At 68.6% G+C, this 21,263-nt stretch carries 24 protein-coding genes and 1 tRNA gene; 10 read left to right on the top strand and 15 right to left on the bottom strand.

The window, feature by feature from the left end; all coding sequences use genetic code 11:
- Window positions 1–103: 103 nt before the first annotated feature.
- Entirely contained in the window at window positions 104–526 is a 423-nt protein-coding gene (locus MK786_RS06755; protein ID WP_241111475.1) for a hypothetical protein, read from the bottom strand.
- A 448-nt stretch (window positions 527–974) separates the two neighbouring features.
- Here MK786_RS06755 and MK786_RS06750 point away from each other — a divergent pair, with 448 nt between their 5' ends.
- The 3 genes from MK786_RS06750 (at window position 975) to MK786_RS06740 (ending at window position 3,898) form a co-directional block, all read left to right on the top strand.
- Window positions 975–1,454, top strand: a complete 480-nt coding sequence (locus MK786_RS06750) for a DUF421 domain-containing protein (protein WP_241111474.1) — start codon at window positions 975–977, stop codon at window positions 1,452–1,454.
- 4 nt (window positions 1,455–1,458) lie between these two features.
- Window positions 1,459–2,769, top strand: coding sequence for a DUF2254 domain-containing protein (locus tag MK786_RS06745; RefSeq protein WP_241111473.1), 1,311 nt, complete (start codon window positions 1,459–1,461; stop codon window positions 2,767–2,769).
- 376 nt (window positions 2,770–3,145) lie between these two features.
- Complete coding sequence (locus tag MK786_RS06740; protein ID WP_241111472.1) at window positions 3,146–3,898, top strand: hypothetical protein; 753 nt, start codon at window positions 3,146–3,148, stop codon at window positions 3,896–3,898.
- A 467-nt stretch (window positions 3,899–4,365) separates the two neighbouring features.
- Here MK786_RS06740 and MK786_RS06735 read toward each other — a convergent pair whose 3' ends face one another.
- A complete protein-coding gene (locus MK786_RS06735; RefSeq protein WP_241111471.1) occupies window positions 4,366–4,710 on the bottom strand; it encodes a hypothetical protein in 345 nt (114 codons plus the stop codon).
- Window positions 4,711–5,583: 873 nt separating this feature from the next.
- On the opposite strand from MK786_RS06735, the gene MK786_RS06730 reads away from it, so the two are divergent.
- The 3 genes from MK786_RS06730 (at window position 5,584) to MK786_RS06720 (ending at window position 7,718) form a co-directional block, all read left to right on the top strand.
- Window positions 5,584–6,267 carry a hypothetical protein gene (locus MK786_RS06730; RefSeq protein ID WP_241111470.1) on the top strand — a complete coding sequence of 228 codons (684 nt, stop codon included), beginning with the start codon at window positions 5,584–5,586 and terminating at the stop codon, window positions 6,265–6,267.
- Window positions 6,268–6,625: 358 nt separating this feature from the next.
- On the top strand, window positions 6,626–7,183 hold the full coding sequence (locus tag MK786_RS06725) for a hypothetical protein (protein ID WP_241111469.1): 558 nt from the start codon (window positions 6,626–6,628) through the stop codon (window positions 7,181–7,183).
- 91 nt (window positions 7,184–7,274) lie between these two features.
- On the top strand, window positions 7,275–7,718 hold the full coding sequence (locus MK786_RS06720) for a hypothetical protein (protein WP_241111468.1): 444 nt from the start codon (window positions 7,275–7,277) through the stop codon (window positions 7,716–7,718).
- A gap of 148 nt (window positions 7,719–7,866) precedes the next feature.
- On the opposite strand, the gene MK786_RS06715 is transcribed toward MK786_RS06720, so the two are convergent.
- The gene (locus MK786_RS06715) at window positions 7,867–8,139 is read right to left on the bottom strand and encodes a DUF1905 domain-containing protein (protein ID WP_241111467.1); all 273 of its coding nucleotides are present in this window, start codon (window positions 8,137–8,139) and stop codon (window positions 7,867–7,869) included.
- Window positions 8,140–8,332: 193 nt separating this feature from the next.
- On the opposite strand from MK786_RS06715, the gene MK786_RS06710 reads away from it, so the two are divergent.
- Window positions 8,333–8,488 (top strand): hypothetical protein, encoded by a 156-nt coding sequence (locus tag MK786_RS06710; RefSeq protein ID WP_241111466.1) that lies wholly within the window; start codon window positions 8,333–8,335, stop codon window positions 8,486–8,488.
- Window positions 8,489–8,564: 76 nt separating this feature from the next.
- Here the strand turns inward: MK786_RS06710 and MK786_RS06705 are convergent, their stop codons facing one another.
- The gene (locus MK786_RS06705) at window positions 8,565–9,110 is read right to left on the bottom strand and encodes a hypothetical protein (protein ID WP_241111465.1); all 546 of its coding nucleotides are present in this window, start codon (window positions 9,108–9,110) and stop codon (window positions 8,565–8,567) included.
- Window positions 9,111–9,143: 33 nt separating this feature from the next.
- Window positions 9,144–9,217 (bottom strand) — tRNA-Gly (locus MK786_RS06700).
- An 87-nt stretch (window positions 9,218–9,304) separates the two neighbouring features.
- Between MK786_RS06700 and dcd the strand changes: the two genes are divergently transcribed.
- The 3 genes from dcd to MK786_RS06685 all read left to right on the top strand — a co-directional run bounded on the left by dcd (window position 9,305) and on the right by MK786_RS06685 (window position 11,619).
- Window positions 9,305–9,910, top strand: a complete 606-nt coding sequence (gene dcd / locus MK786_RS06695; protein WP_241111464.1) for a dCTP deaminase — start codon at window positions 9,305–9,307, stop codon at window positions 9,908–9,910.
- A 229-nt stretch (window positions 9,911–10,139) separates the two neighbouring features.
- A complete protein-coding gene (locus tag MK786_RS06690) occupies window positions 10,140–10,790 on the top strand; it encodes a PadR family transcriptional regulator (protein ID WP_241111463.1) in 651 nt (216 codons plus the stop codon).
- 67 nt (window positions 10,791–10,857) lie between these two features.
- A complete protein-coding gene (locus tag MK786_RS06685; protein WP_241111462.1) occupies window positions 10,858–11,619 on the top strand; it encodes a hypothetical protein in 762 nt (253 codons plus the stop codon).
- Between the two features lie 73 nt (window positions 11,620–11,692).
- Here the strand turns inward: MK786_RS06685 and MK786_RS06680 are convergent, their stop codons facing one another.
- The 10 genes from MK786_RS06680 to MK786_RS06635 all read right to left on the bottom strand — a co-directional run bounded on the left by MK786_RS06680 (window position 11,693) and on the right by MK786_RS06635 (window position 21,164).
- Window positions 11,693–12,664: an NAD(P)/FAD-dependent oxidoreductase gene (locus MK786_RS06680; protein ID WP_241111461.1), complete on the bottom strand. Its 972-nt coding sequence runs from the start codon at window positions 12,662–12,664 to the stop codon at window positions 11,693–11,695.
- Entirely contained in the window at window positions 12,657–12,986 is a 330-nt protein-coding gene (fdxA, locus tag MK786_RS06675) for a ferredoxin (protein WP_241111460.1), read from the bottom strand. Before fdxA ends, MK786_RS06680 begins: the two co-directional genes overlap by 8 nt.
- On the bottom strand, window positions 12,983–14,347 hold the full coding sequence (locus MK786_RS06670; protein WP_241111715.1) for an FAD-dependent oxidoreductase: 1,365 nt from the start codon (window positions 14,345–14,347) through the stop codon (window positions 12,983–12,985). The genes fdxA and MK786_RS06670 overlap by 4 nt, the downstream gene beginning before the upstream one ends.
- An 11-nt stretch (window positions 14,348–14,358) precedes the next feature.
- Complete coding sequence (gene cobA / locus MK786_RS06665) at window positions 14,359–15,192, bottom strand: uroporphyrinogen-III C-methyltransferase (protein WP_241111459.1); 834 nt, start codon at window positions 15,190–15,192, stop codon at window positions 14,359–14,361.
- Window positions 15,189–16,103 (bottom strand): ABC transporter permease, encoded by a 915-nt coding sequence (locus MK786_RS06660; protein ID WP_241111458.1) that lies wholly within the window; start codon window positions 16,101–16,103, stop codon window positions 15,189–15,191. The genes cobA and MK786_RS06660 overlap by 4 nt, the downstream gene beginning before the upstream one ends.
- Window positions 16,093–16,818 (bottom strand): ABC transporter ATP-binding protein, encoded by a 726-nt coding sequence (locus MK786_RS06655; protein ID WP_241111714.1) that lies wholly within the window; start codon window positions 16,816–16,818, stop codon window positions 16,093–16,095. Before MK786_RS06655 ends, MK786_RS06660 begins: the two co-directional genes overlap by 11 nt.
- A gap of 143 nt (window positions 16,819–16,961) precedes the next feature.
- Window positions 16,962–18,029, bottom strand: coding sequence for an ABC transporter substrate-binding protein (locus tag MK786_RS06650; protein ID WP_241111457.1), 1,068 nt, complete (start codon window positions 18,027–18,029; stop codon window positions 16,962–16,964).
- A gap of 47 nt (window positions 18,030–18,076) precedes the next feature.
- Complete coding sequence (locus tag MK786_RS06645; protein WP_241111456.1) at window positions 18,077–19,405, bottom strand: sulfate adenylyltransferase subunit 1; 1,329 nt, start codon at window positions 19,403–19,405, stop codon at window positions 18,077–18,079.
- Window positions 19,405–20,424 carry a sulfate adenylyltransferase subunit CysD gene (gene cysD / locus MK786_RS06640; RefSeq protein ID WP_241111455.1) on the bottom strand — a complete coding sequence of 340 codons (1,020 nt, stop codon included), beginning with the start codon at window positions 20,422–20,424 and terminating at the stop codon, window positions 19,405–19,407. The genes MK786_RS06645 and cysD overlap by 1 nt, the downstream gene beginning before the upstream one ends.
- Complete coding sequence (locus MK786_RS06635; RefSeq protein WP_241111454.1) at window positions 20,421–21,164, bottom strand: phosphoadenylyl-sulfate reductase; 744 nt, start codon at window positions 21,162–21,164, stop codon at window positions 20,421–20,423. Before MK786_RS06635 ends, cysD begins: the two co-directional genes overlap by 4 nt.
- Window positions 21,165–21,263 lie beyond the last annotated feature (99 nt).

Below are 21,263 nucleotides of genomic sequence, written 5' to 3'. Positions count from 1 at the left end.
TCGCGAGTCCCTGGCTGGGGATAGCGGCCACCCTCGCCGACCCTCGGCCGCCCGCTCTGTTCTTTCCTGGAACCTCTGTGCCGCCTACTCGACGGGGGCTCGGTCAGCCCTCCGTGCCCGCGATGGTGATCGTGTCGGGAAGCCGATCGCCGCTGTCGACTGCGACGCGGGTGAACTGATCGCCGTTCCTCACGTACGCCCCTGCGACCGCTCCGGTGATGAAGAAGTGCGTCGACTCCTCCCCGGAGAGCATGCTGGGCGTCAGGTAGAGCAGGTACTCCTGTCCCGGGTGAAGAACGCTGGGCTCCGGTCCATCCTGTCGAACCTGGATCACTTCTCCGACGGCTACGGGCACCGCGCCGGAGTCGAGGTTCGAGCCGAGGCTCGGGTTCGCAGGACTGTTGGTGACTTCGACCGTCGAGATCGTGGAGCTGAATCCCGCGGATGTCTCTTCGCGCTGATCTCTGACGGATCCCACGACGATGGCCGAGCTGTCCCGGGCCAGCGAGTCGAGGTCGTCATACAACGTATGCCGGCTTCCCGATTGACCACCCGGCACGCAACCCACTGCGACCAGGGAGGTCGCGACCAGGAGCGCTGTGGTGAACGTGACTCGTCTTCCGAGACCCTTCATCGAACCCCCGATCGCCTTCGATTGGTCCAAGACCCAAGTGCACCGCGCGGGTGCGAGTTCCGTGAGGGGGAGGCGCCGGTGGTCGGCGACGGGTGGTTCCCATCGTCGGCGCGACATGTCAACCCGTTTAGGCAGTACGCGGGCGGGAAGTAGCCTGCACGGAGCAGCGACCTACTGGAGGCCACGATATGAGCATGCGCGCGCACAAGGAGAGGTCGAACATCGTGAGTGTCGTTTCGCGTCAGCCTGGGAGTTTTGAACAGTTGACGTCGCCGCACGACCAGCTGCCCCTGGGACACGGCCGCGGGGTGACACCGCTGATAGGCACTGTCCAGTCGCGATGAACGCGTCAGATCTTCTCTCGATGTTCTTCCAGGACTGGGGCGGACTCATCCGGACCGTTCTGGTCGGCATCCTCGCGTGCGCCGCCCTCATCGCACTGCTGCGCTTTTCGGGCAAGCGGACGCTCAGCAAGATGAACGCCTTCGACCTCGTCGTCACGGTCGCCCTCGGGTCAACGCTCGCCACGATCCTCTTGTCGGAGGATGTCGCCCTCGCCGAGGGTATCGTCGCGTTCTCCGTCCTCATCGGGATGCAATTCGGCATCGCATGGCTCTCGGTGCGGTCGAAGCGTGTGGGTCGACTGGTGAAGAGCGGGCCCCGAATCCTCGTGCTGCGCGGCCGCCTGCTCCGCGTTGAGACGGTGATCCTCGAGACGGACGGGAGCTTCGCGGTCATCCATCGCACCGATGGCGGCGATCTTCGGGCGCTGCGCGACCTCTCGGGATATCACCGCGATGAGCACGGCGCGAACGGGTAGATCGATGCCCGGCAAGCTCCAGAACCTGTGGCAGAACATGTCGAACAGCTTCTGGTTCGTCCCCTCACTCGCCGTCGTCGGAGCCCTCGGCCTCTCCTGGGTGCTGGTCGAGGTCGATGCCCACCTAAGCGGCCTCGACTACTCCTCGGTGCCGTGGCTTTTCGGCGGTACCGCGGATGCCGCGCGGAGCCTTCTGTCGACCATCGCCGGCTCGCTGATCACGGTCATCTCCATCGCCTTCTCGCTCACGGTGATCGCGCTGCAGCAGGCGTCGTCGCAGTTCTCGCCCCGGGTGATGCGCCGATTCACCGGCGACCGCGTCAACCAGGTCGTGCTCGGGGCCTACATCGGCACCTTCGTCTATTCGCTGATGGTGCTCCGTGAGGTGCGCAGCCCTGCGGAGGGGGCGTCCGGATTCGTTCCCGCGCTGTCCGTGTCGGTTGCCATCGCGCTGGCGATCGTCTGCGTGGGCCTCCTGATCCTCTTCATCCACCACATCTCTCAGATGCTGCAGGTCGATCTGGTGCAGCGGCAGATCCACGAGGAGATGCTGGAGCGTCTGGACCACCTCTATCCCTCCATGATCGGTACACCCGTCGAGGCCCAGGACGAGTCCGCCGCGGATCAGTTCGCCGAGAGCGAGGCCGACCGGCAGGCGGCGGCCGGGGGCGTTGCGGCGTTGCGCCCCTACGCCGGCCCGAAGTGGGACGTCCGGTCGACCGCGACCGGATTCGTCCGGTCGATCGACGATTCCGCCCTTCTGGACGCCGACCTTGGAAAGGTCGACCGCGTGCATATTCGGGTGCGCGTGGGCTCCTTCGTGGCGTGCGACGACGTGCTGGCGACGGCCGCCGGCACGCCAGTAGACGAGGTCGAGGCGACAAAGGCGATCCGCGCCGCCGTCGTCATCGACGCGACCCGCTCGGCCGAGCAGGACCCGCTCTTCGACGTGCGGCAGCTGGTCGACATCGCTCTGCGAGCGCTCTCACCCGGCATCAACGACCCGACCACGGCCGAACACGCGCTGTACTATCTGGGCGACTTCCTCGGGCGCTTGGGGCAGCGCGCGTTTCCGTCGGCGGTGCGCACGGCACCGGGTGGCGGCATCCACATCACGCTCGACCGGCCGGGCTGGGACGAATTTGTTGCGGCGTCGTTCGATCAGATCCGCGACAGCGCCCACGGCAACGCCCACGTCGTCGGTGTGCTGCTGGACGTACTGCGCCGGCTGGAGCGAGTGGTGCCCGCGGAGCGTGCGCCAGCCGTCCGCCTCCAGACCGCCCTCGCCTGCGCGGAACGCCACGACGTGCGGTGAGCAAGGCACTGGTTGCGAGCGCCGCCGGCGTGACGCGACCCAAACGGATCGATTTCGCAGAGCCGAACCCTCCCTCGAGACAGCAGCGCGCGAGAGTTTGGCGCGACCGTCCTTGTCGCCGGGAGTGGCGACGCGGCTTCGCGGGGCACCCCAGGAGGCCATCCGCTGAGTTGAGGTCGAAAGGCGCCCCGCGGGACGCCCGGCTCATCTCCCGTTGGGTGGCAGCTTGTGTACGCCGTGTCGGTCAAGTGAAACATGCCGCGAGGCGAATGCGTCCGTAGAAGAGCGCCTACAAGTGATGCGCCGCGGACTTCGCCCTTTGTCGGGTCGCGCCGAACCTCGGGACGACCGGGCTTCTTATCGCGACAATCTCGTCATGCGACTCCGCACCCGACCACACGTTCGCGCCACCAACATCGCGGTCGCCGCACTTCTCGCCGTGCCACTTACGGGATGCGCGCCATCGTTCTTCACCGACGGTGACGACCTTGCGCACCGCGGAGCCGAGAACATCGCCGCGGAGATCGGCTCCCACTCTGACAACACCGGGGAGGTGAGTTTAGAAGAGATGGTCTCCTGGTGGGTGCCCGAAGAAGTCGAGGCACTCGACTGGTCTGGCCAGATCGGTCACGACAGCGAAGCGACTATCGACGTGCGCATTCACGTCGAGGTGGCGGCTTACACCTCGCCCAACATCGGGGGTCGATCGAACAGCGCCGGGGAGGCGACTGTGTGCTACCGGCTGGTCTGGCCGCGGTACTACGAGGCGAGACGCTCCGAGATCTCATGCCCCGACACTGTCGCGCCTCCGCGACCCCTACCGCGTGCACGTCCCGAGCTCACTGAACACGACACCGCCCGTGTCGCCGAGATCCTCTCCGCCAAGAGCGAGCTCGACACACTCGAGTCGGCGCTTCATGACGCATTTCCCGACGACTACATCCGCATCGACATTGCCTTCTGGAACGGTGAAACCGTAGTCGCCGTCGGGATTCCGGCGGAGCGTGAGTGCATTCTCGTAGTACGCGACGAAGCAGGCGAACTGTTCTACCCCTCCTATCGCCCCATTTCGCTCGAGCCCGGTGAGACAGGGTGCGCGACTGACCTGTACACGAATCCGCCACGCTGACTGGGCTAGAAACGCGGGCCGGGCCTGCGTGCAGCTCACGCCACTTCGCCGGTCGCCGCCACCCGACATCGTCCTGTACTGCGCGATTGCCGGTCGTCCCGCGCACCCCGATGAAGACGACGTGCGATGAGCACCTCTGTGTCCGTACGGCAGCCTGGGCGGGGGCGGAAACCCCGACCGTGAGTGTGGCTACGAGCGCGAGCGTCAATGACAGCCGATGACTTTCCGGGAGGTGCACCGGCGAGGCCCTCGGTGAGTTCAGCCGTCGCAGTCCGCTCGAATAGCTTCCCGCTCGATCCGGGTGATCTCCGCGACCTCGGCCGCCTCGCCTCGGTGCTCGCCGCAGCATCTCGACAGCGTGTGCCGCGGTCTCGAAGGCTTCGGCCGCTCGAGGCAGTAGCCCGCTGACCGTCCGTAAGCGCGCCGGCGATCCCGACCGCGCCGAAGGTTGCCCGGGCCGACGGGAGTCAGCCGACGAATCTGACTGGCAACCACTCGCTGGGTGTGGCGACCTCGGGCTCGCCGAACGCCCACGCCGCGATCAGGGCGTGGGCATGTCGGAAGTCGCTCGCCGTGGTCTGGAAGTGCTTGTCCGGCGCCCCATCGCGACGTTCGACGAGGAAGCCCCCTTCCTCGTTCCGCATCGTCTGGATGTAGCTCTGTCCGGACGAGTCGCTGAGGCGCTCGACGATCAGGTAGCTTTCGTCGCCGCGCTCGATATCCTCGACGAGCATGAACAGATGATCCTCGGATGGGTCGTCCCAGTTGTTGCCGGACTCGACCGACGCCCTGAGTGTCGCTCGCGCACGCATGCTCCTACTCTGCAGGATGAGCGACCGCATGCCGGTCGAGGACCGGGCGACGCCGGTCGCCGTGCGAGGCTCGCGTGGTTGGAACGGGGGAGGAGGTAGCCATGCGTCCGCCGACTACCTCCTTGGTTCGTTAGCTCAAGGTGGCCAGTGGGCTGCCAATTACCCCAGCACCCGCCGCCCAGAGGGTTTCCAAGACGTACTGCCAGTACTTCCGTGTGCGACCTGACTTGTTTGCGTGGTTTGTGTTCATCCGTGTCTCCTTCGGCGTAGTCGAATTTCTTCTGTCACTGAGAAGGCGGACGAGTGCTAGCAGAACTAGCGCCACCAAGCCACCTGCGATGCCCCAGGGATCGAACCCGGGACCACTGGCGCCTTGAACCAACGAACTTTTCTGAGCCTAGCGCGACGACGTCTCGCGCGCCGCATAGGAGGTCAGCTGCGAAGTGAGTCATTGGTCGCAGAGTGCGCGTGGCCGGGTCCTCTAGGGAGTCTCGAGCCACCGTCGGGAGGGGATTGCGAAGCCGTCCCAATCGAAGCCCTCCTAGGAACAATGCGTACCGCTAGTGTCAGGCCATGGTTCGAGTCTTCGCTCGGTACGACCTCCCGACGTCCATAAAGGTCACACGCGGCTGCCTCGGCAAGACGTTCTCAGCACGCATTGCTGACCGCCGAATGCGAGTGAGCTTCCCTGGCTGGAAGCGAGGTGACGATGCGTGGCAGCGGCCGGACGGATTTGCAATCGTTCCACCGGCCGTCGATCTCCTGCCTCAGTCGCCAAACGATCGAGAGCGACTCGGGGACGGCGAGTGGGGAAGGGTTACGGAGTGGCGCACCGGTCCACCTCGATTTCGGGCCGCGTGGGTTTCGTGCCTGATGATGGAAATTGTTCTCCGCGATGAATTGATCGAGCGACGTGCGCAGCCGACTGGTAGCTGGGATCCGACTGGTCCCGAGATCGATTCCTTGTTCGAGGAGGTACAAAGCTGGTTCGACAATGTGCTCGTCTGGATCGGCGCGGCCACCGGCCAGGACACACTGATCGACAACCCCATACATAGGCGCAAATGGGGCGAAGGGTTGTCGTTCAGAGCGCTTTCGGATGACGGCCCGTCGGGAACCACCTGGCCGAATCGAATGGAGATCCGTGTTTCGCGACCAACGCCCCTGACGTTAGGGATGCTGCGTCGAGTAATCGCGATGTCCAACGCAGCTCGGCTGCCACCCGATGCGCACTTGTTCCTTCGAGACGCGCGGGGTGAGCTGATCAGAGGTCGATTCAGAAGATCAGTCATCGATGCCGCCACTTCGGTCGAACTCGTGCTCGCTCGGCTGCATTCGCGGAACTCGTTTCCGGGCTTGAACCACCCCCGCCCAACGTTGGGTCTATTGGTCGATCACGCGACAGTCGCTCTACCCGTCGACACAAGAGATGGTCTGGTCGATCGCCGGAACGACGCGATCCATCGAGGAGCACATACGGGCCGAGAGACAGCCTCGCGAGCCCTGGAGATCGCCACGCAGATCGTCACGCAACTCGAGCCGCTCGCCATGGATTAGTCCTCCCGCCGCCAGGTCGCACCTTCTGGATTCGTTCGAGTGGGCTGATTGGGTCAGCACAGTTCGTGGCCCGACTGACTACGGAGCGGGGCGACGTCGACGTGACCATTAGGTTGGCGCGAACGCAAGGTTGGGTGGACTCCTGAGGCCGGTGCGCCGTCGAGCGCGTATGCGTCGGGCCGTCCACCACACGGGCTCGTTAGGCGGTCGTCGGGCGCGCGGCAGTCGAAGTGATCGATGCGACGCGAACCGTTAGTCACGCGCGCCCGAGCCGGCTCGTCTCGTTCAGCGGTCCACGATTCCCCCGGGGCCGATGCGACGGCCGGATTCCCACACGGTCGTATGCGAGTATTCGCTTGTGAATCGCATCGCCGAGGCCGTTCTCGGAGCCGCCGTCGTCGTCATCGCGCTCTCGCTGACCGGATGTGCCGTGCCCGTGGATGACCCCGCTTCTGAACGAACCGCGGATGCCACGGTGACGGCCGAGACGCCTGCACCGACGGCATCTACCGCACCAGCATCACCGAGCCCTACGCCTACGCACCCCCCTGATCCGCGTGACAGCGCGTACGACGCGGAAGTCGCAGCGTGGGCTGAGGCGATTCCTCAGGGGTTCGCGTGGCCGGAGTCGATAACAGGTCTGCCCGCTGGACGGTGGCACGGCAACGGTGACTGGTCCGGCTACACCAGAGCCGCCGGCATCTACCACTGCATGCTGGTGTACGCAGCGTGGGACGCGTATTTCGTCGACGACGACCCGATCGCGTCCAAGGACTACGCCGCACGCGGGGATGCGACCATGCCGGACGTGCCCTACCCCAATGACTTGACGCGCTCCGACGGGGCCATCGACGATCAGGCGCTCGCCAGTGAGAGCGGCATCTGCAATGGGTTCGTGGGTGACCTGCGCACATGAACGACACCGAGGCACTCTCCGGCCTCCTCGCAGATGATGGAGGAAAGGTGACAACTCGATTGCTGGCGAGTGCGTCTACAGGGAGAGTCCGTTGACGGCCCCGGAGGACAAGGTCAAAGCCGACGTCGGGCAGCCGCGACCGCGGAAGGCGAAAGACCGACGAATCATCGCGTGGACTATCGCCCTGATCATCGTCGGCGGCTACGTCATCTGGCAGCTCCTCGGAGTTTGGACCGCGAAGGACGCGGTGCCGCCATCGTGGCTCATATCGGCACCTGCCGGGGCAACGATCCTGGGAGAACCTCGGATCGGTTACGAGCCGTACAGGGCAACGACATACGTGACGATCCGTCCGGCGGACGGTCAGAAAGCCCATCAACTCATTGAGGAGATGGGGCTGGCTGAGCAGCCGACTCAGATCGGCCCGACCCCCCTGGATTGGCGTCCCGTGTGGGTATACAGCACACCCACGGAAGACGGTGTTGAGTTGCGGCTGGTGTACCGGCGTGACTCGAGCGACGAGATCACGCCGTAGCGCTGGTGAATGTCCTCCCTCGATTGTTCACTGACCGCCTGAGACCCGAGACCTGAGGGTCGCCCTCAAGCCGGTCGTCGTGCGGTCGCAGAACCTTCGGCGGAGCGCGTGGTTGGCCTTTGTCAGCGCTGAGCTATCGACGACGCGTTCACCGCCGTGCGATCGTCACCTCGACCTCGTCTCCGATGTTCTTGTCGAGCTGCTTGCGGACCTTGGCGTTGAGAGAGACCATGTGTCCGCCCGCGCCGGTGGGCAACGTACCGACGTCCTCCAGGAACACGTGGTCGATCTGTGCATCAACTCTGACGGTCTTACCCGTACCGAACAGGTCGGCGGACCCGGGAATCTCGACGCAACTCCAGGTCTCACCCTTGACCTTGACGCCGATTGTCGTCCGGAAGTGCAGTTCACCCGTGTCCATCGCGCCAGCCTATGCGCCCACTCCGCCCGGTGTCCGGGCGAACCACGCGCGAAGCCTGGACGAGCGGCTGCTCACCGGCCCGCCACCAAGACCTGTACCAGCGTCCGTCTCGATCGGCAACGTTCATTGACCGGTGGACCGCCGAGCCTCGACCGCTCGCGACCAGGCGGTCGACGTCTATAGGGTCAGTCCCATGGCTCCGGACGCGCGCAAGGCATGGATCATCGTCGGGGCGGGCGCACTGGCGGCGATGACGATCGGGCTGGGTCTTGCCGCACTATCAGGGTGGCTGGTTGATTCCGGAGACCGCGTTCCGGAATCCGCCTGGGTTGCTGTCGAGCTCGAATAGCGGTCGATTTACTCTGTTTCCGTCGAGCGACCCCTCGCGGCCGGCGCGCTCGCGTCATACGTCCGGGACCGTGCGATCAGCCCAGCGTCATCACCGTGTGCTGATTGCTCTCCGTGTCGCACGTCGTGATTTGCCACGCTGCCTGATCGCCGTCGATGACGCGGGTCATCTCGATGATCAGCGGGCCCGGCCACTGTTCGCCCGACTGCTGAGCTGCCTCGAGCGCCGCACGCGCCGGCGTGCCCTGCTCGGCCTGCGTAAGCGTGACTTCGTGGGTCGCGATCGGCTCCAGAGTTCGCACGTCGATGAGCGACTCTCTGCCGAAGCTCGGTTCGTCGACCCGCTCGCCGAAGGCGTCGAGCTTCGTGTCGGCGCTCCTCAGGCGCCAGACCCACCGCGATTCCAGGTACTCGAGCCGAAGGCCGACGATCTCACCGCCTACCGCCGACGACTCCCCCGCGAGCGATTCCAGGAAGTCGGTCGGCCACGACAGCTCTCCCGGCATGCACGTGCCGGGATAGTCGTCTCCGACGGACCCCGGCGGGCTCGGGAACGACGTGCAACCGGAACAGAGGAGCACCACAGCGAGGACGAGCGCAGCACCCGCCGGCTTTCGAGACACGCTTCCGACCCTAGCCCGCGGCCGTACCGTAAATGGAGGGGATGACGGGAATCGAACCCGCGCTATCAGCTTGGGAAGCTGAAGTTCTGCCATTGAACTACATCCCCGGGCACGCCTTTCGGCGTCTGGAAAGAATAACAGAGCGCATCCACAGGCCGAAGCAGACGCGTCCGCGCCGCGGGTAGGCTGACCTCGTGCTGCTCTCCGATCGCGACATCCGCCACGAGCTCGACGCGGGTCGCATCGGGCTCCAGCCGTGGGATCCCGAGATGGTGCAGCCGTCGAGTGTCGATGTGCGGCTCGACCGCTACTTCCGGCTGTTCGACAATCACAAGTACCCGTTCATCGACCCTGCCGAGGACCAGCCCGAGCTCACGCGCCTCATCGAGGTCGACCCGTCAGAGCCCTTCATCCTGCACCCCGGCGAGTTCGCGCTCGGCTCGACGTTCGAGCAGATCACCCTGCCCGACGACATCGCCGCCCGCCTCGAGGGCAAGTCCTCGCTCGGCCGTCTGGGCCTGCTGACCCACTCCACGGCCGGTTTCATCGACCCCGGCTTCTCGGGCCACGTGACGCTCGAACTCTCGAACGTCGCGACGCTGCCCATCAAACTCTGGCCCGGCATGAAGATCGGCCAGGTCTGCTACTTCCGCCTCACCTCGCCCGCTGAGAATCCCTATGGCTCGGGGCCGTACGGAAACCGCTATCAGGGCCAGCGTGGGCCGACGGCGTCCCGGTCGTTCCAGAGCTTCCACCGCACCGATGTCGGGCAGACCGATGCGGGAGCCATGGGCGGCTGACCCTCGGGCCCCGATCGAGCAATCGGGGTGGAACCGGCGAGCGGTGCCGGCACCACCCCGATGGCTACCCCAGCGCCATCGGGCGCAGGCCAACCTTGCGATCGAGCCCGCCCCAGTCCGTGACCCGTGTCCCCACACGATTCGGCCACGTTCGACCCGAAGGCTACTGCAGTTTGCAGTATAGGGATCGGGACGGGCCGCGTCGATGATTTTCTGAAAGAAGGATGCTGTGCCCCCACGCGAGCTCACCACGACCGCGTACCTGACCCTCGGTCTGCTCGCGACGAGCGACTGGTCGGCCTACCAGCTCGCCGAACAGCTGGGTCGCGGCGTCGACCTGCTCTGGCCCCGGGCCGACCGTCAGCGGTACAACGTCGTGCACAGACTGCTCGCCACCGGCCTGGTTACCGCGCGCGAAGAGCACTCCGGCAGGCGCGGCCGAACCGTCTACACGATCACCGACGCGGGCCGGGAGACGCTCGCCGCGTGGCTGGCCGCTGACCCGGAGCCCGTCGCCCTCGAGTTCGAGGGGATGATCCGCGTGCTCGTCTCGGACCAGGGCTCGATCGACGACCTGCGGCGCACCCTCGAGACGATCCGTACGCAGGCAGAAACGGCCCGCGCACTGTTCGCCCGCTACGCCGTGAACATCAGCGAGACGGGTGGCACGTTCCCCCAGCGCCGCCACCTGTTCGCTCTGTCGAACACGTTCATGATCGGCCACTACGTCCACATCATCGAGTGGACGACGTGGGCACTCGAGCAGACCGCGTCGTGGCCCGACGCCGCTTCGCCGGCCGAGACGCATCAGGCGCAGGTGCGAGACATGCTCGTGGAGGGTCGCAAGGTCTGGGCCGACTCGCTGCAGCTCGGAGCTTGACGCCTTGCGCCTCGACGTCGCCGCACCGATCGTCCTCGGCGCGCCGCGGGATGTCAGGATATGAGCGATGGATCACGAGTGGAGTGACGAGCTGCGGATGCTGCGTGCCCGCGCGTACGGTCCGGCAGCCGACATCCTCGACGATCCGGCCGCGCTCGCCCGGCTGCGCGAGCTCGAGGGTCGCGCGCAGACCCCCAACCCGGCTGCGACGGACGCAGGCCCCGCTCCCGCTGCCATGGACGCAGACCCCGCAGCCGCCACCGCCGCCACGGACCCTGCACCCGGACTCACTGCCACGGACGCGGCACCGGTGGTCGCGGCATCCGTCTCCGGAGCGTCCGCGACGACCGCGGTCGCTACGGAGGACAAGCCGGGGCGGCGGCGTCGACGCATCTGGCCCTGGCTGGCCGCCGTCGGCGGCGCGGGTCTGGTCGTCGGCGCCGTGCTGGCGACGGCGATTCCCGTGCTGCCCGGCAACCGGGTCGCGGTGCTCGCAACCGCGTCAGAGGCGGAGTGGAACAGCGACCTCTTCGGCCCGATGCAGGACGGCTCCGTCGTGTTCGAGGACTTCCGCGACCTCACCGTCGTCGAGGTTCGCAACGCCTGGGGTCAGCCCGAGAGCGACCGCTCGACGACGTGCGTGTTCGTCTACAGCGACCAGGGCATGATGCTGACCATGGGCTGCGCGGGCGAGGGCTTCCCGCCGACGGCGTCGTTCACCGTGACGGCTACCGCGTCGGAGGAGCTGCGCGCCGAGTTCCCCGAGGGCACCTCCCTCCGCTTCGTCATCGACGAATCCGAGGCGTCGGTCTACGCCCGGCGACCCTGAGCACCCCGGTCTACGCCCGGCGACCCTGAGCGTCGCGGCCGGCCTCCCGGCGGCACTCAGCGCCCCGACGACCTCAGTGCGCCGTGCGCACCCCGACCGAGTCGTGCACCAGCACGGCGGCGGCACGCGCACCCTGGCCCGCGGCGACGATGAGCTGCTGCGGACCGGGGGACGCGGCATCCCCCGCCGCATACAGACCCGGCACAGACGTGCGTCCCGAGCGATCGACGGTGAGTGCGCCGTCGTCGTCGCGATCCACCTCGAACGCCGACAGGAAGTCCAGCGCCGGCTGCCACTGCGGCCGCACAAACCCGCCGGTGACCTCGACGCGCGAGCCGTCCACGAGGCGTACCGCCGACACGGCGCCACGGTCCCCTTCGAGATCATCGATGGCGCGGCGCTCGACGATGATTCCGGATGCCGCGAGCTCGGCCTCCTCGACGGTGTCGACCACGTCCGCTCCGTTCGTGAACACCGTGAGGCGGTCGGTCCAGCGGGAGATGAGACGCGCGCGCACCGCGAGGTCGGGCGTCTCGCCGATGAGGGCGAGCGGACGATCCTGCAGCTCCCACGCGTCGCAGGCCGCACAGCTGAACAGCGACATGCCGTAGAACGCGCGCAGGCTCGGGATCTCGGGCAGGGTCTCGCGCATCCCGGTGGCGATGAGCACCGATCTCGCGGCGACGGCCGGCGGGGTCCGGCCGGCCGGACCCTTCAGTGCGGCGATGAAACGCATGCCGTTCGAAGAATCCGTCGGTAGCAGAGCTGTCACCCCGGTGCGATCGAGCAGGCTGACGCTCGGGTACGCCGTCAGCTCCGCGCGTGCGAGCTTGCGCAGCTCGAGCGGAGGAACCCCGTCGCGGGTGAGGAATCCATGGGACCGCAGCGTGGCCGCGTTGCGCGGTCGACCGGCATCGACCACGACCACGGATGCCCGCGAGCGCCCGAGATTGAGCGCCGCAGACAGTCCCGCCGGACCACCGCCGATGACGATCACGTCGACCTCGACCTGCGACACGCCAGCATCATATTCCGATTCAGCCATGCGAGTCCTCCTGCGGGGGCAGTGCGGCGATGATGGGGTGGTCTTTGTGGATCACGCCCACCTTGGCGGCGCCACCGGGCGAGCCCACATCGTCGAAGAACTCGACGTTGGCCTTGTAGTAGTCCTGCCACTCATCCGGCAGGTCGTCTTCGTAGTAGATCGCCTCGACGGGGCAGACCGGCTCGCACGCACCGCAGTCGACGCACTCGTCGGGGTGGATGTAGAGCGAGCGGTCGCCTTCGTAGATGCAGTCCACCGGGCATTCGTCGATACAGGCCCGGTCCTTCACATCGACGCACGGCAGCGCGATGACGTACGTCATGTGCGGATCAGCGCTCCCGACCGCGAGATGTCCACCTGCTCGGCGCGCGGGACGACCTTGACGCGCTCGCGTGTGAACCGGTGGGATTCGCCGAGTGCGCGCTCATGGGCGTCGAGCGCGAGCCAGCCGTCCCATGTCGTGTAGGCGACCTCGCGCTCATCGAGCAGCTCGACCACATCGGCGTCGATCGGGGGTGCGCTGAGCCGGCCCGCGGTGGCGTCGGAGACGAGATGCGCGATCGACTCCATCGCATCGGACTTGGTGTGGCCGATCAGCCCGACGGGGCCGCGCTTGATCCAGCCGGTGGCATAGAGACCCGACACGTGACCGTCCCCGCCGTCCACGCGGCCCTCGACGTTGGGGATCACCCCGCGTGCCTCGTCGAAGGGCGCGTCGACCACAGGCGTGCCGTGGTAGCCGACCGCGCGGTACACCTGCTGCACCGCCACCTCGCGGAACTCGCCCGTGCCTCGCACCCGGCCGTCGCCGGTCGGTGCGGTGCGCTCGAAGCGCACCGCTTCGACCCTGTCAGAGCCGAGCACCGCGACGGGCGCGTGGTAGAAGTGCAGGTGCAGGCGGCGGCTCGCTCCGGTCGAGGAGCGGGTGCGCCAGCCGTCGAGGATGCGCAGCATCACCTTGAGCTGGTTGGTGGCGGGCGCCACGCCCTCGAGGTGGGCGAAATCCTCGTCGTGGACGACGATGTCGACCCCGGGAACCTCGCCCAGCTCCCGCAGCTCGATCGGCGTGAACTTGATGTCGGCGGGGCCGCGGCGGCCGAAGACGTGCACGTCGGTGACGGCGGATGCCTCGAGCCCGGCGAGCACGTTGTCGGCGATCTCGGTCGACCGCAGGTCTTCGGGGTGCTTCGCGAGGATGCGCGCCACGTCGAGCGCGACGTTGCCGTTGCCGATCACGGCGACCTGCGCGGCGTCGAGGGTCCAGTCGGTCGGCACGTCGGGGTGACCGTCGAACCAGGCGACGAAGTCGGCGGCGCCGAACGACCCGGGCAGGTCGATGCCGGGGATGTCGAGCGCGGCGTCGCGGATCGCGCCGGTCGCCAGGATCACCGCGTCGTACCGCGCGTGCAGCTCGTCGAGCGCCAGGTCGCGGCCGATCTCGACGTTGCCCAGGAACCGGATGGCGCCGGCGTCGAGCATCTCGTGCAGCGACGTCACGATGCCCTTGATGCGCGGGTGGTCGGGCGCGACCCCGTAGCGGATCAGGCCGTAGGGGGCGGGCAGCGACTCGAAGAGGTCGATCGCGACACGACCGCCGGCCTCCCGCACAGAAGCGGACAGGATGTTTCCCGCATAGATGCCGGCCGGACCGGCGCCGACGATCGCGACGCGGAGGTTGTCGATGGACGATGAGGTCATTGTGCAAGAGCCTTTCCGGGGGCGTCGCTGCGCGAGGCGGGCGAGCCGAGGGGGTCGAAGGTCGACAGATCGGCGGCCGCGATCGCGTCGGGGGCACACGGGCTGAGGCGCACCACGTCGCCGACCACCACGACGGCGGGTGAGCGGACCCCGCGGGCGGCGGCCTGCGCGGCGATCGTCGCGAGCGTGCCGATCGTGACCCGCTGGCCCGGTCCGTAACCGTCCTCGACCACGGCCACGGGACAGCCGGCGCCGCGATCGCCGCGGGCGAGGATCAGAGCTGAGTGCGCGAGGGTGCCGATGCCCATGAGCAGCACCACCGTGTGGTCGCACCCGCCGCCGAGCTCGCGGATCTGGTCGTGGCCGGTGGCGACGGTGAACGCGGTCGCGAGACCGCGATGGGTGAGGGGGATGCCGGCGAGCGCAGGCACCGAGATGGCGCTGGTGATGCCGGGCACGACCTCGACCTCGATCCCCGCCTCCCGGCAGGCCGCGAGCTCCTCGCCGCCGCGGCCGAACACGTACGGGTCGCCGCCCTTGAGCCGTACGACGCGCTTCCCGTCTCTGGCGAGTTGGATGAGCAGGGCGTTGATCGCGTCCTGGGGCACGGCGTGGTGCCCGGGTAGCTTTCCCACGTCGACGACCTCGGGCGTGAGCACCACCCCCTCCGCGGCGAGGCCGTCGAGCACCCCCCGCGCGCCGAGCCGGTCGGCCACGATCACGTCCGCCCGCTCGAGGGCCCGCAGTCCCTTGACGGTGAGCAGCTCGGCGTCGCCGGGCCCGGCGCCCACGAGCCAGACCTTGCCGGTGGATCCCGGTCGCCGGGTCATCGCGCGCCTCCCGTGACGAGCAGACCCCGGCGCTTCAGCATCCGTCGCTCAAGGGGTCCGAAGAAGACGAGCTCGATCAGGATGCCGATGAGGAGGATCAGGATGATCGTGCCGAGCACCCCCGCGAGGTCGGCCAGCTCGCGCGACTGCTGCAGCATCGAGCCGAGCCCGAACCCGATCGTGCCGCCGACGGCGATGATCTCGGCCGCCATGAGCGAGCGCCACGAGAACGCCCAGCCCTGCTTGAGGCCGGCGAGGTACCCGGGCAGCGCCGCGGGGAGGATGACGGCCGTCGCCAGCTGCCAGCGCGATGCCCCCAGCACGGTGCCGACGCGCCGCAGCTGCGGCGGCACCTGGTCGATTCCGGCGATGAGGCCGTTCACGATCGACGGGATCGCGCCCATCAGGATCACGAAGTAGACGGTCGCGTCGGACAGCCCGAACCAGATGATCGCGGCAGGCACCCATGCGACCGAGGGGAGCACCTGCAGCCCCGAGATGATGGGTCCGACGGCGCGGCGGATGGGGCGCACCTCGGCCAGCAGCAGCCCGATCGGAGTGCCGACGGCGATCGCGATGAGGAAGCCGACCACGCCGCGCTCGAGGCTCGTGGCGACGGCCTCCTGCAGACGGCCGGAGTCCCACGCCGATCCGAGCGCGTTCGCGACGTCGACAGGGCTCGGCACGATGTCGGGGCGCGGCTGCGCGAGGACGACGTACGCCTGCCACGCGACGAGGAGCAGCAGCACGAAGACGATGGGCGGCACGACGCTCTCGGCGATCCGCCGCCAGCGCGCGGACCCCGGGCCGGCGTCGGTCTGCAGGCGGTCGAGTCCGGCAGCGAGGCTGCGCAGGTCGTCGGGAGCGGATGCCTCGGCCCGCGGCGCTTCGACGGCGATGTCACGCGGCATTGCGACGGATCTCCTTCCGCAGCTGCTCGGTGATCTCCACCGACAGGGCGGCGACCTCGGGCGACTCGATGCGACGGCCGCGGGTCTTGGCGATCGTCCACTCCTGCACGATCCGGCCCGGCCGGCTGCCCATGAGCACGACGCGCTGGCCGAGCCTCGCCGCCTCGCGCACGTTGTGGGTGACGAACACGATCGTGCGGCCGGTCGCGCGCCACACGCGCTCGAGCTCCTCGTGCAGCAGATCGCGCGTGATGGCGTCGAGAGCGGCGAACGGCTCGTCCATCAGCAGCACCGGCCGGTCCTGCGCGAGCGCGCGGGCGAGAGCGACGCGCTGGCGCATGCCACCCGACAGCTCGTGCGGGCGCTTCTCCGCGGCATCCGCGAGATTCACGGTATCGAGCAGCGCGAGCGCCCTCTCGCGACGCTCGCCGCGCGGCACCCCGCGCAGCCGCAGGGCGAGTTCGACATTGCGGCGCGCGGTCAGCCACGGCATGAGGGCCGACTCCTGGAACATGACCGCCGAGCCCTCCGCCGGCGTTGCGATCGAGCCGACCGAGGGGCGGTCGAGGCCGGCGATCAGGTTGAGCAGCGTCGACTTTCCGCATCCCGACGCGCCCAGAAGGCACACGAACTCGCCCGGCGCGATGTCGAGGGTGACGTCGTCGAGCACGAGCGGTCCGCGGCCGAACCGCTTCGAGACGCCGTCGATGCGCACCGCGGGCTCCGGGGCGGGAGTGCGTGCGGGCACCGGCGTCACGCCGTCGAAGCTCGGCCCGAGCAGGTTCGGCGTGCCGGAGCGGGGCGCCGCGACCGCTGCGCCCGGCGTCGCGACACCCGCTGCCGGGGGACCGGACGCCGTCACGGCGAGTCCTCTCCGAGCCCTGCCGCCGAGACCTGCTCTGCGCCGGCGGTGTCGAGCAGGCCGTTGAGGATGCGCAGGTCGAACAGCCCGTCGATCGAGCCGTCCTTCTGCGTGCCGGCTCCGAGGCCGTTGGCGACGAGGGTCTCGAACGCCTCGGCGTGGGGGTCGACCGAGAAGGTCACGTGCTCGAGGGCGCGCTCGATGACCGGGTCGCTGAGCGGCTTGCCCGTCTCTGACTCGATCGCCGCGTTGATGACTCCGGGGGCCTCGGCCGCGTTATCGGCGATCCAGTGCACGGCAGCCACGTGCCCTTCGAGGAGCCGTTCGACGACGTCGGGATGCTGCTCGAGGAACTCGGCGCGCACGAGCAGGACGGTGGTCGGGAACGCGCCGCCGGGCCACAGCTCGGCCTCGTCGACGAGCACTTCGGCACCCTCGTCGACCACGAGCCGCGAGACCCACGGCTCGGGCAGCCAGGCGCCGTCGATCGCACCCTGCTGGAACAGGGTGAGCGTCTGGGCGTTCTCGGTCGGCGTGATCGACACGTCGCCGCCGCCCGAGGGATCGGTCTCATAGCCCTGCTCTGCCAGGTAGACGCGCAGCGCGACGTCCTGGGTGTTGCCGAGCTGCGGACTCGCGAGGGTCGTGCCCGACAGCTGCTGCGGGCTGTCGATGCCGGGGCGGACGACGAGGGCGGCGCCGCCGGTCGCCACACCGGCGACGATACGGGCCGACTCGCCGCCGGACTGGATGAACGTGTTGATCGATGGATTCGGGCCGATGTAGGTCGCATCGATCGCGCCCGCCGTGAGCGCCTCGATCGCCGCGGGACCGGCGTTGAAGACCGAGGTCGACAGGTCGATGTCGCCGAGCGACTCCGCGAAGAGGCCCTCCTCGAGTCCGACGAGCGCCGGTGCGTGCGTGACGTTCGCGAAGTAGCCGAGGCGCACCTCGGTGACGTCCTCGGGCTCGGGCGTGCTGCCTGCGGCGGAGGCGCACCCGGCCATCATCACGGCCACAAGTCCCAGAGTGGTGATCGTCGTCGCGGTGCGGATGGTGTTCACGGTTCGCCTCCTTTAGATGGCAGTGGGTGGAGCAGGGCGGGTGCGCGTCAGTCGCGCACGATGCCGGCGGCCAGGGTGGCGCCGTCGGACGGATGGATCACGAGGAACGAGCCCCCGTGCCGGCTCGAGGCGTACGGCTCGAGCGGAAGATCGGCGGCCAGGCGCAGGCGCGCGCGGCCGATGTCGTTGGTGTGCAGAGTCTGCGCCGGCGCGTGGACCAGCGCGTCGAGGTCGTACCGCGACTCGATCTGCGCGACGATCGCCTGCACCGTCGTCGTGCCGTGCTTGACCAGCACCCGCTGACCGGGGGTGATCGGACGGGCGTCGAGGTTGAACAGCTCGACGTCGGCCTCGCGGCGACCGAGGGGGAGCGTCCCCTCGGCGACGACCAGCGCGCCGCGCGCTGTGTCGAGGTCGTCGGCGAACTCGAGCGACACCGACTGCGGGGCGACAGCCTCGGCGACCGGGCGACCGGAGGAGCGGATGCCGGTGACCGTCGTCGCGATGCCGGACGGGAACAGCTGCACCCGGTCGCCGATGCGCACAGTGCCCGACGAGATGCGCCCGGCGACAGCGCGATAGTCGCGCAGCAGCTCGGCTTCGACGGGATCGGCGGCGAGCTCGGGCGAGAGGCCGCCCTGCGGCCTCAGCACGAGCTGCACCGGGAGGCGCAGCGGCTCGGGTGCGGTGTGCGGATCGTCGCCGAGCGATCCCGTCGCGGGCAGGGTCTCGAGCAGCTCGAGCAGCGAAGGCCCGTCGTACCAGGGGGTGCGATCGGAGCGGTCCACGACGTTGTCGCCGTCGAGCGCCGAGACGGGGAGCAAGTGGAGGCCCTCGATGTCGAGCTCGCTCGCGACCGAACGCGCCTGCGCCGCGACGTCGGCGAAGGCATCCGCCGAGAATCCGATCAGGTCGATCTTGTTCACCGCGACGATCACATGCGGAACGCGCAGCAGCGCGACGACCGCGAGATGCCGGCGGGTCTGCTCGAGCACGCCCTTGCGTCCGTCGACGAGCACGACCACGGCGTCAGCGGTCGTCGCGCCGGTGACCATGTTGCGCGTGTACTGCACGTGGCCGGGGCAGTCGGCGAGGATGAACGACCGGGAGCCCGTCGAGAAGTAGCGGTAGGCGACGTCGATCGTGATGCCCTGCTCGCGCTCGGCCCGCAGGCCGTCGGTCAGCAGCGCGAAGTCGAAGGCGCCATGGGCGAAGCCGCGCTCGGCCGACGTGCGGGCGACCTGATCGAGCTGGTCGGCGAGGATCGCCTTCGAGTCGTGCAGCAGGCGTCCGACGAGCGTCGACTTGCCGTCGTCGACCGATCCTGCGGTCGCGAACCGGAAGAGCGTGGGTTGGGCGGTGAGCGTCCCAGACATCAGAAGTACCCGTCCTTCTTGCGGTCCTCCATGGCCGCCTCGCTGAGGCGGTCGTCGGCGCGGGTGGCGCCGCGCTCGGTGAGGGTCGAGATGGCCACTTCGGCGACGATGTCGGCGAGGGATGCGGCATCCGATTCCACTGCTCCGGTGCAGCTCATGTCGCCCACCGTGCGGTAGCGCACCGTGCGACGCTCGACCTTCTCGCCCGCGCGCGGAGGGGAGAACTCGCCGACGGGACGCCACATGCCGTCGCGGGCATAGACCTCGCGCTCGTGCGCGAAGTAGAGCGGAGGAAGGGGGATGCCCTCGCGCTCGATGTAGCGCCAGACGTCGAGCTCGGTCCAGTTCGAGATCGGGAAGGCGCGCACATGCTGGCCCGGAGTGTGGCGGCCGTTGTACAGGCTCCACAGCTCGGGCCGCTGGTTGCGCGGGTCCCACTGGCCGAACTCGTCGCGCAGCGAGATGATGCGCTCCTTCGCGCGGGCCTTGTCCTCGTCGCGCCGCGCGCCGCCGAAGACGGCGTCGTGCCGGCCTGCGGCGATCGCGTCGAGCAGCGGCAGGGTCTGCAGCGGGTTTCGGGTGCCGTCGGCGCGCTCCTGCAGGCGACCGTCGTCGATGTAGTCCTGCACGCGGGCGATATCGAGGCGGAGGCCGAGACGCTCGACGGTCTCGTCGCGGAACGCGATCACCTCGGGGAAGTTGTGGCCGGTGTCGACGTGCAGCACCGGGAACGGCACGCGACCGGGAGCGAACGCCTTGGTGGCGAGGTGCAGCACGACGACGGAGTCCTTGCCGCCGGAGAACAGCAGCACGGGCCGCTCGAACTCGGCGACCACCTCGCGGATGATGTGGATGGCCTCGGCCTCGAGCAGGTCGAGCGTGCTGAGCGTCGACGGTGCGGTGCCGAGCTGCCCGGAACCGGTGGTCTGCCGAGCGGAGGACGATCCGCCGGGAATCGACCTGTCCTCGCCAGAACTCCTGTTCTCGGCGACAGCGTTGGCGGTGAGTGTCTCGGTCATACGTGGAGCCCGCATTCAGTCTTGGAGAGCCCGGCCCAGCGGCCGGAACGGGGGTCATCGCCGGGCGCGACCGGTCGGGTGCAGGGCTCGCACCCGATGGACGGGTAGCCGTTCGACACGAGGAGATTGACGGGCACCCGGTGGGCGCCGGCGTAGTCGAGCAGGTCGTCGAAGGTCCAGGCGGCGACGGGGTTCACCTTCACCAGGCCGTTGCGCTCGTCCCACGTGACGAGAGGCGTGCGGGTGCGGGTCGGCGCCTCGTCGCGGCGTACGCCCGTGAACCAGACCTCGTAGCCGGCGAGGGCATCGCGGAGCGGGGTCACCTTGCGGCGCTCGCAGCACAGCGCCGCGTCGCGCTCGTGCAGCTTCGCGCCGAACTCGGCGTCCTGCTGCGCGACGGTCTGCTCGGGCAGCACGTCGACGATCCGCACGTCGAGGATGCGGCCGACCTCATCGCGCGTGAAGCGCGTCTCGGCGAAGTGGTATCCGGTGTCGAGGAACAGCACGTCGACACCCGGCAGGTGCTCGGCGATGAGGTGCGGCAGCGCGGCATCCGCCATCGAGCATGCGACCGCCGCCGACGTCATCGAGAAGTTGCGCGCGACCCAGGCGACGACGTCGGCGGGGGATGCCTCGTGCTCGGTGAGACTGCCGAGCTCGAGGTTGCCTCGTTCGGCGAGAGCCCGCAGCTCTTCGCCCGAGCGCTTCACGGCGACGCGGGGCGCAAGCGACACGGTCATGCGCCACCCCCCGCCGTCGCCCCGCGAGACTGCACCGGTGCACCGAGCCGGCGGTCGGTGCGTGCAGTCTGGGCGCGCGGATGAAGTCTCGCGGTGACG

The organism is Microbacterium sp. CFH 31415 (genome assembly GCF_022538185.1).
Taxonomy (GTDB): domain Bacteria; phylum Actinomycetota; class Actinomycetes; order Actinomycetales; family Microbacteriaceae; genus Microbacterium.
The sequence above is the reverse complement of the archived record's forward strand: the minus strand, read 5'-3'. Positions and strand labels throughout refer to the sequence as shown.

Coding starts and splice junctions, on each gene's coding strand:
- MK786_RS06750 (WP_241111474.1), top strand. CDS start 975: ATGAACGCGTCAGATCTTCTCTCGATGTTCTTCCAGGACTGGGGCGGA.
- MK786_RS06745 (WP_241111473.1), top strand. CDS start 1,459: ATGCCCGGCAAGCTCCAGAACCTGTGGCAGAACATGTCGAACAGCTTC.
- MK786_RS06740 (WP_241111472.1), top strand. CDS start 3,146: ATGCGACTCCGCACCCGACCACACGTTCGCGCCACCAACATCGCGGTC.
- MK786_RS06735 (WP_241111471.1), bottom strand. CDS start 4,710: ATGCGTGCGCGAGCGACACTCAGGGCGTCGGTCGAGTCCGGCAACAAC.
- MK786_RS06730 (WP_241111470.1), top strand. CDS start 5,584: ATGATGGAAATTGTTCTCCGCGATGAATTGATCGAGCGACGTGCGCAG.
- MK786_RS06715 (WP_241111467.1), bottom strand. CDS start 8,139: ATGGACACGGGTGAACTGCACTTCCGGACGACAATCGGCGTCAAGGTC.
- MK786_RS06710 (WP_241111466.1), top strand. CDS start 8,333: ATGGCTCCGGACGCGCGCAAGGCATGGATCATCGTCGGGGCGGGCGCA.
- MK786_RS06685 (WP_241111462.1), top strand. CDS start 10,858: ATGGATCACGAGTGGAGTGACGAGCTGCGGATGCTGCGTGCCCGCGCG.
- MK786_RS06680 (WP_241111461.1), bottom strand. CDS start 12,664: ATGGCTGAATCGGAATATGATGCTGGCGTGTCGCAGGTCGAGGTCGAC.
- fdxA (WP_241111460.1), bottom strand. CDS start 12,986: ATGACGTACGTCATCGCGCTGCCGTGCGTCGATGTGAAGGACCGGGCC.
- cobA (WP_241111459.1), bottom strand. CDS start 15,192: ATGACCCGGCGACCGGGATCCACCGGCAAGGTCTGGCTCGTGGGCGCC.
- MK786_RS06660 (WP_241111458.1), bottom strand. CDS start 16,103: ATGCCGCGTGACATCGCCGTCGAAGCGCCGCGGGCCGAGGCATCCGCT.
- MK786_RS06645 (WP_241111456.1), bottom strand. CDS start 19,405: ATGTCTGGGACGCTCACCGCCCAACCCACGCTCTTCCGGTTCGCGACC.
- cysD (WP_241111455.1), bottom strand. CDS start 20,424: ATGACCGAGACACTCACCGCCAACGCTGTCGCCGAGAACAGGAGTTCT.
- MK786_RS06635 (WP_241111454.1), bottom strand. CDS start 21,164: ATGACCGTGTCGCTTGCGCCCCGCGTCGCCGTGAAGCGCTCGGGCGAA.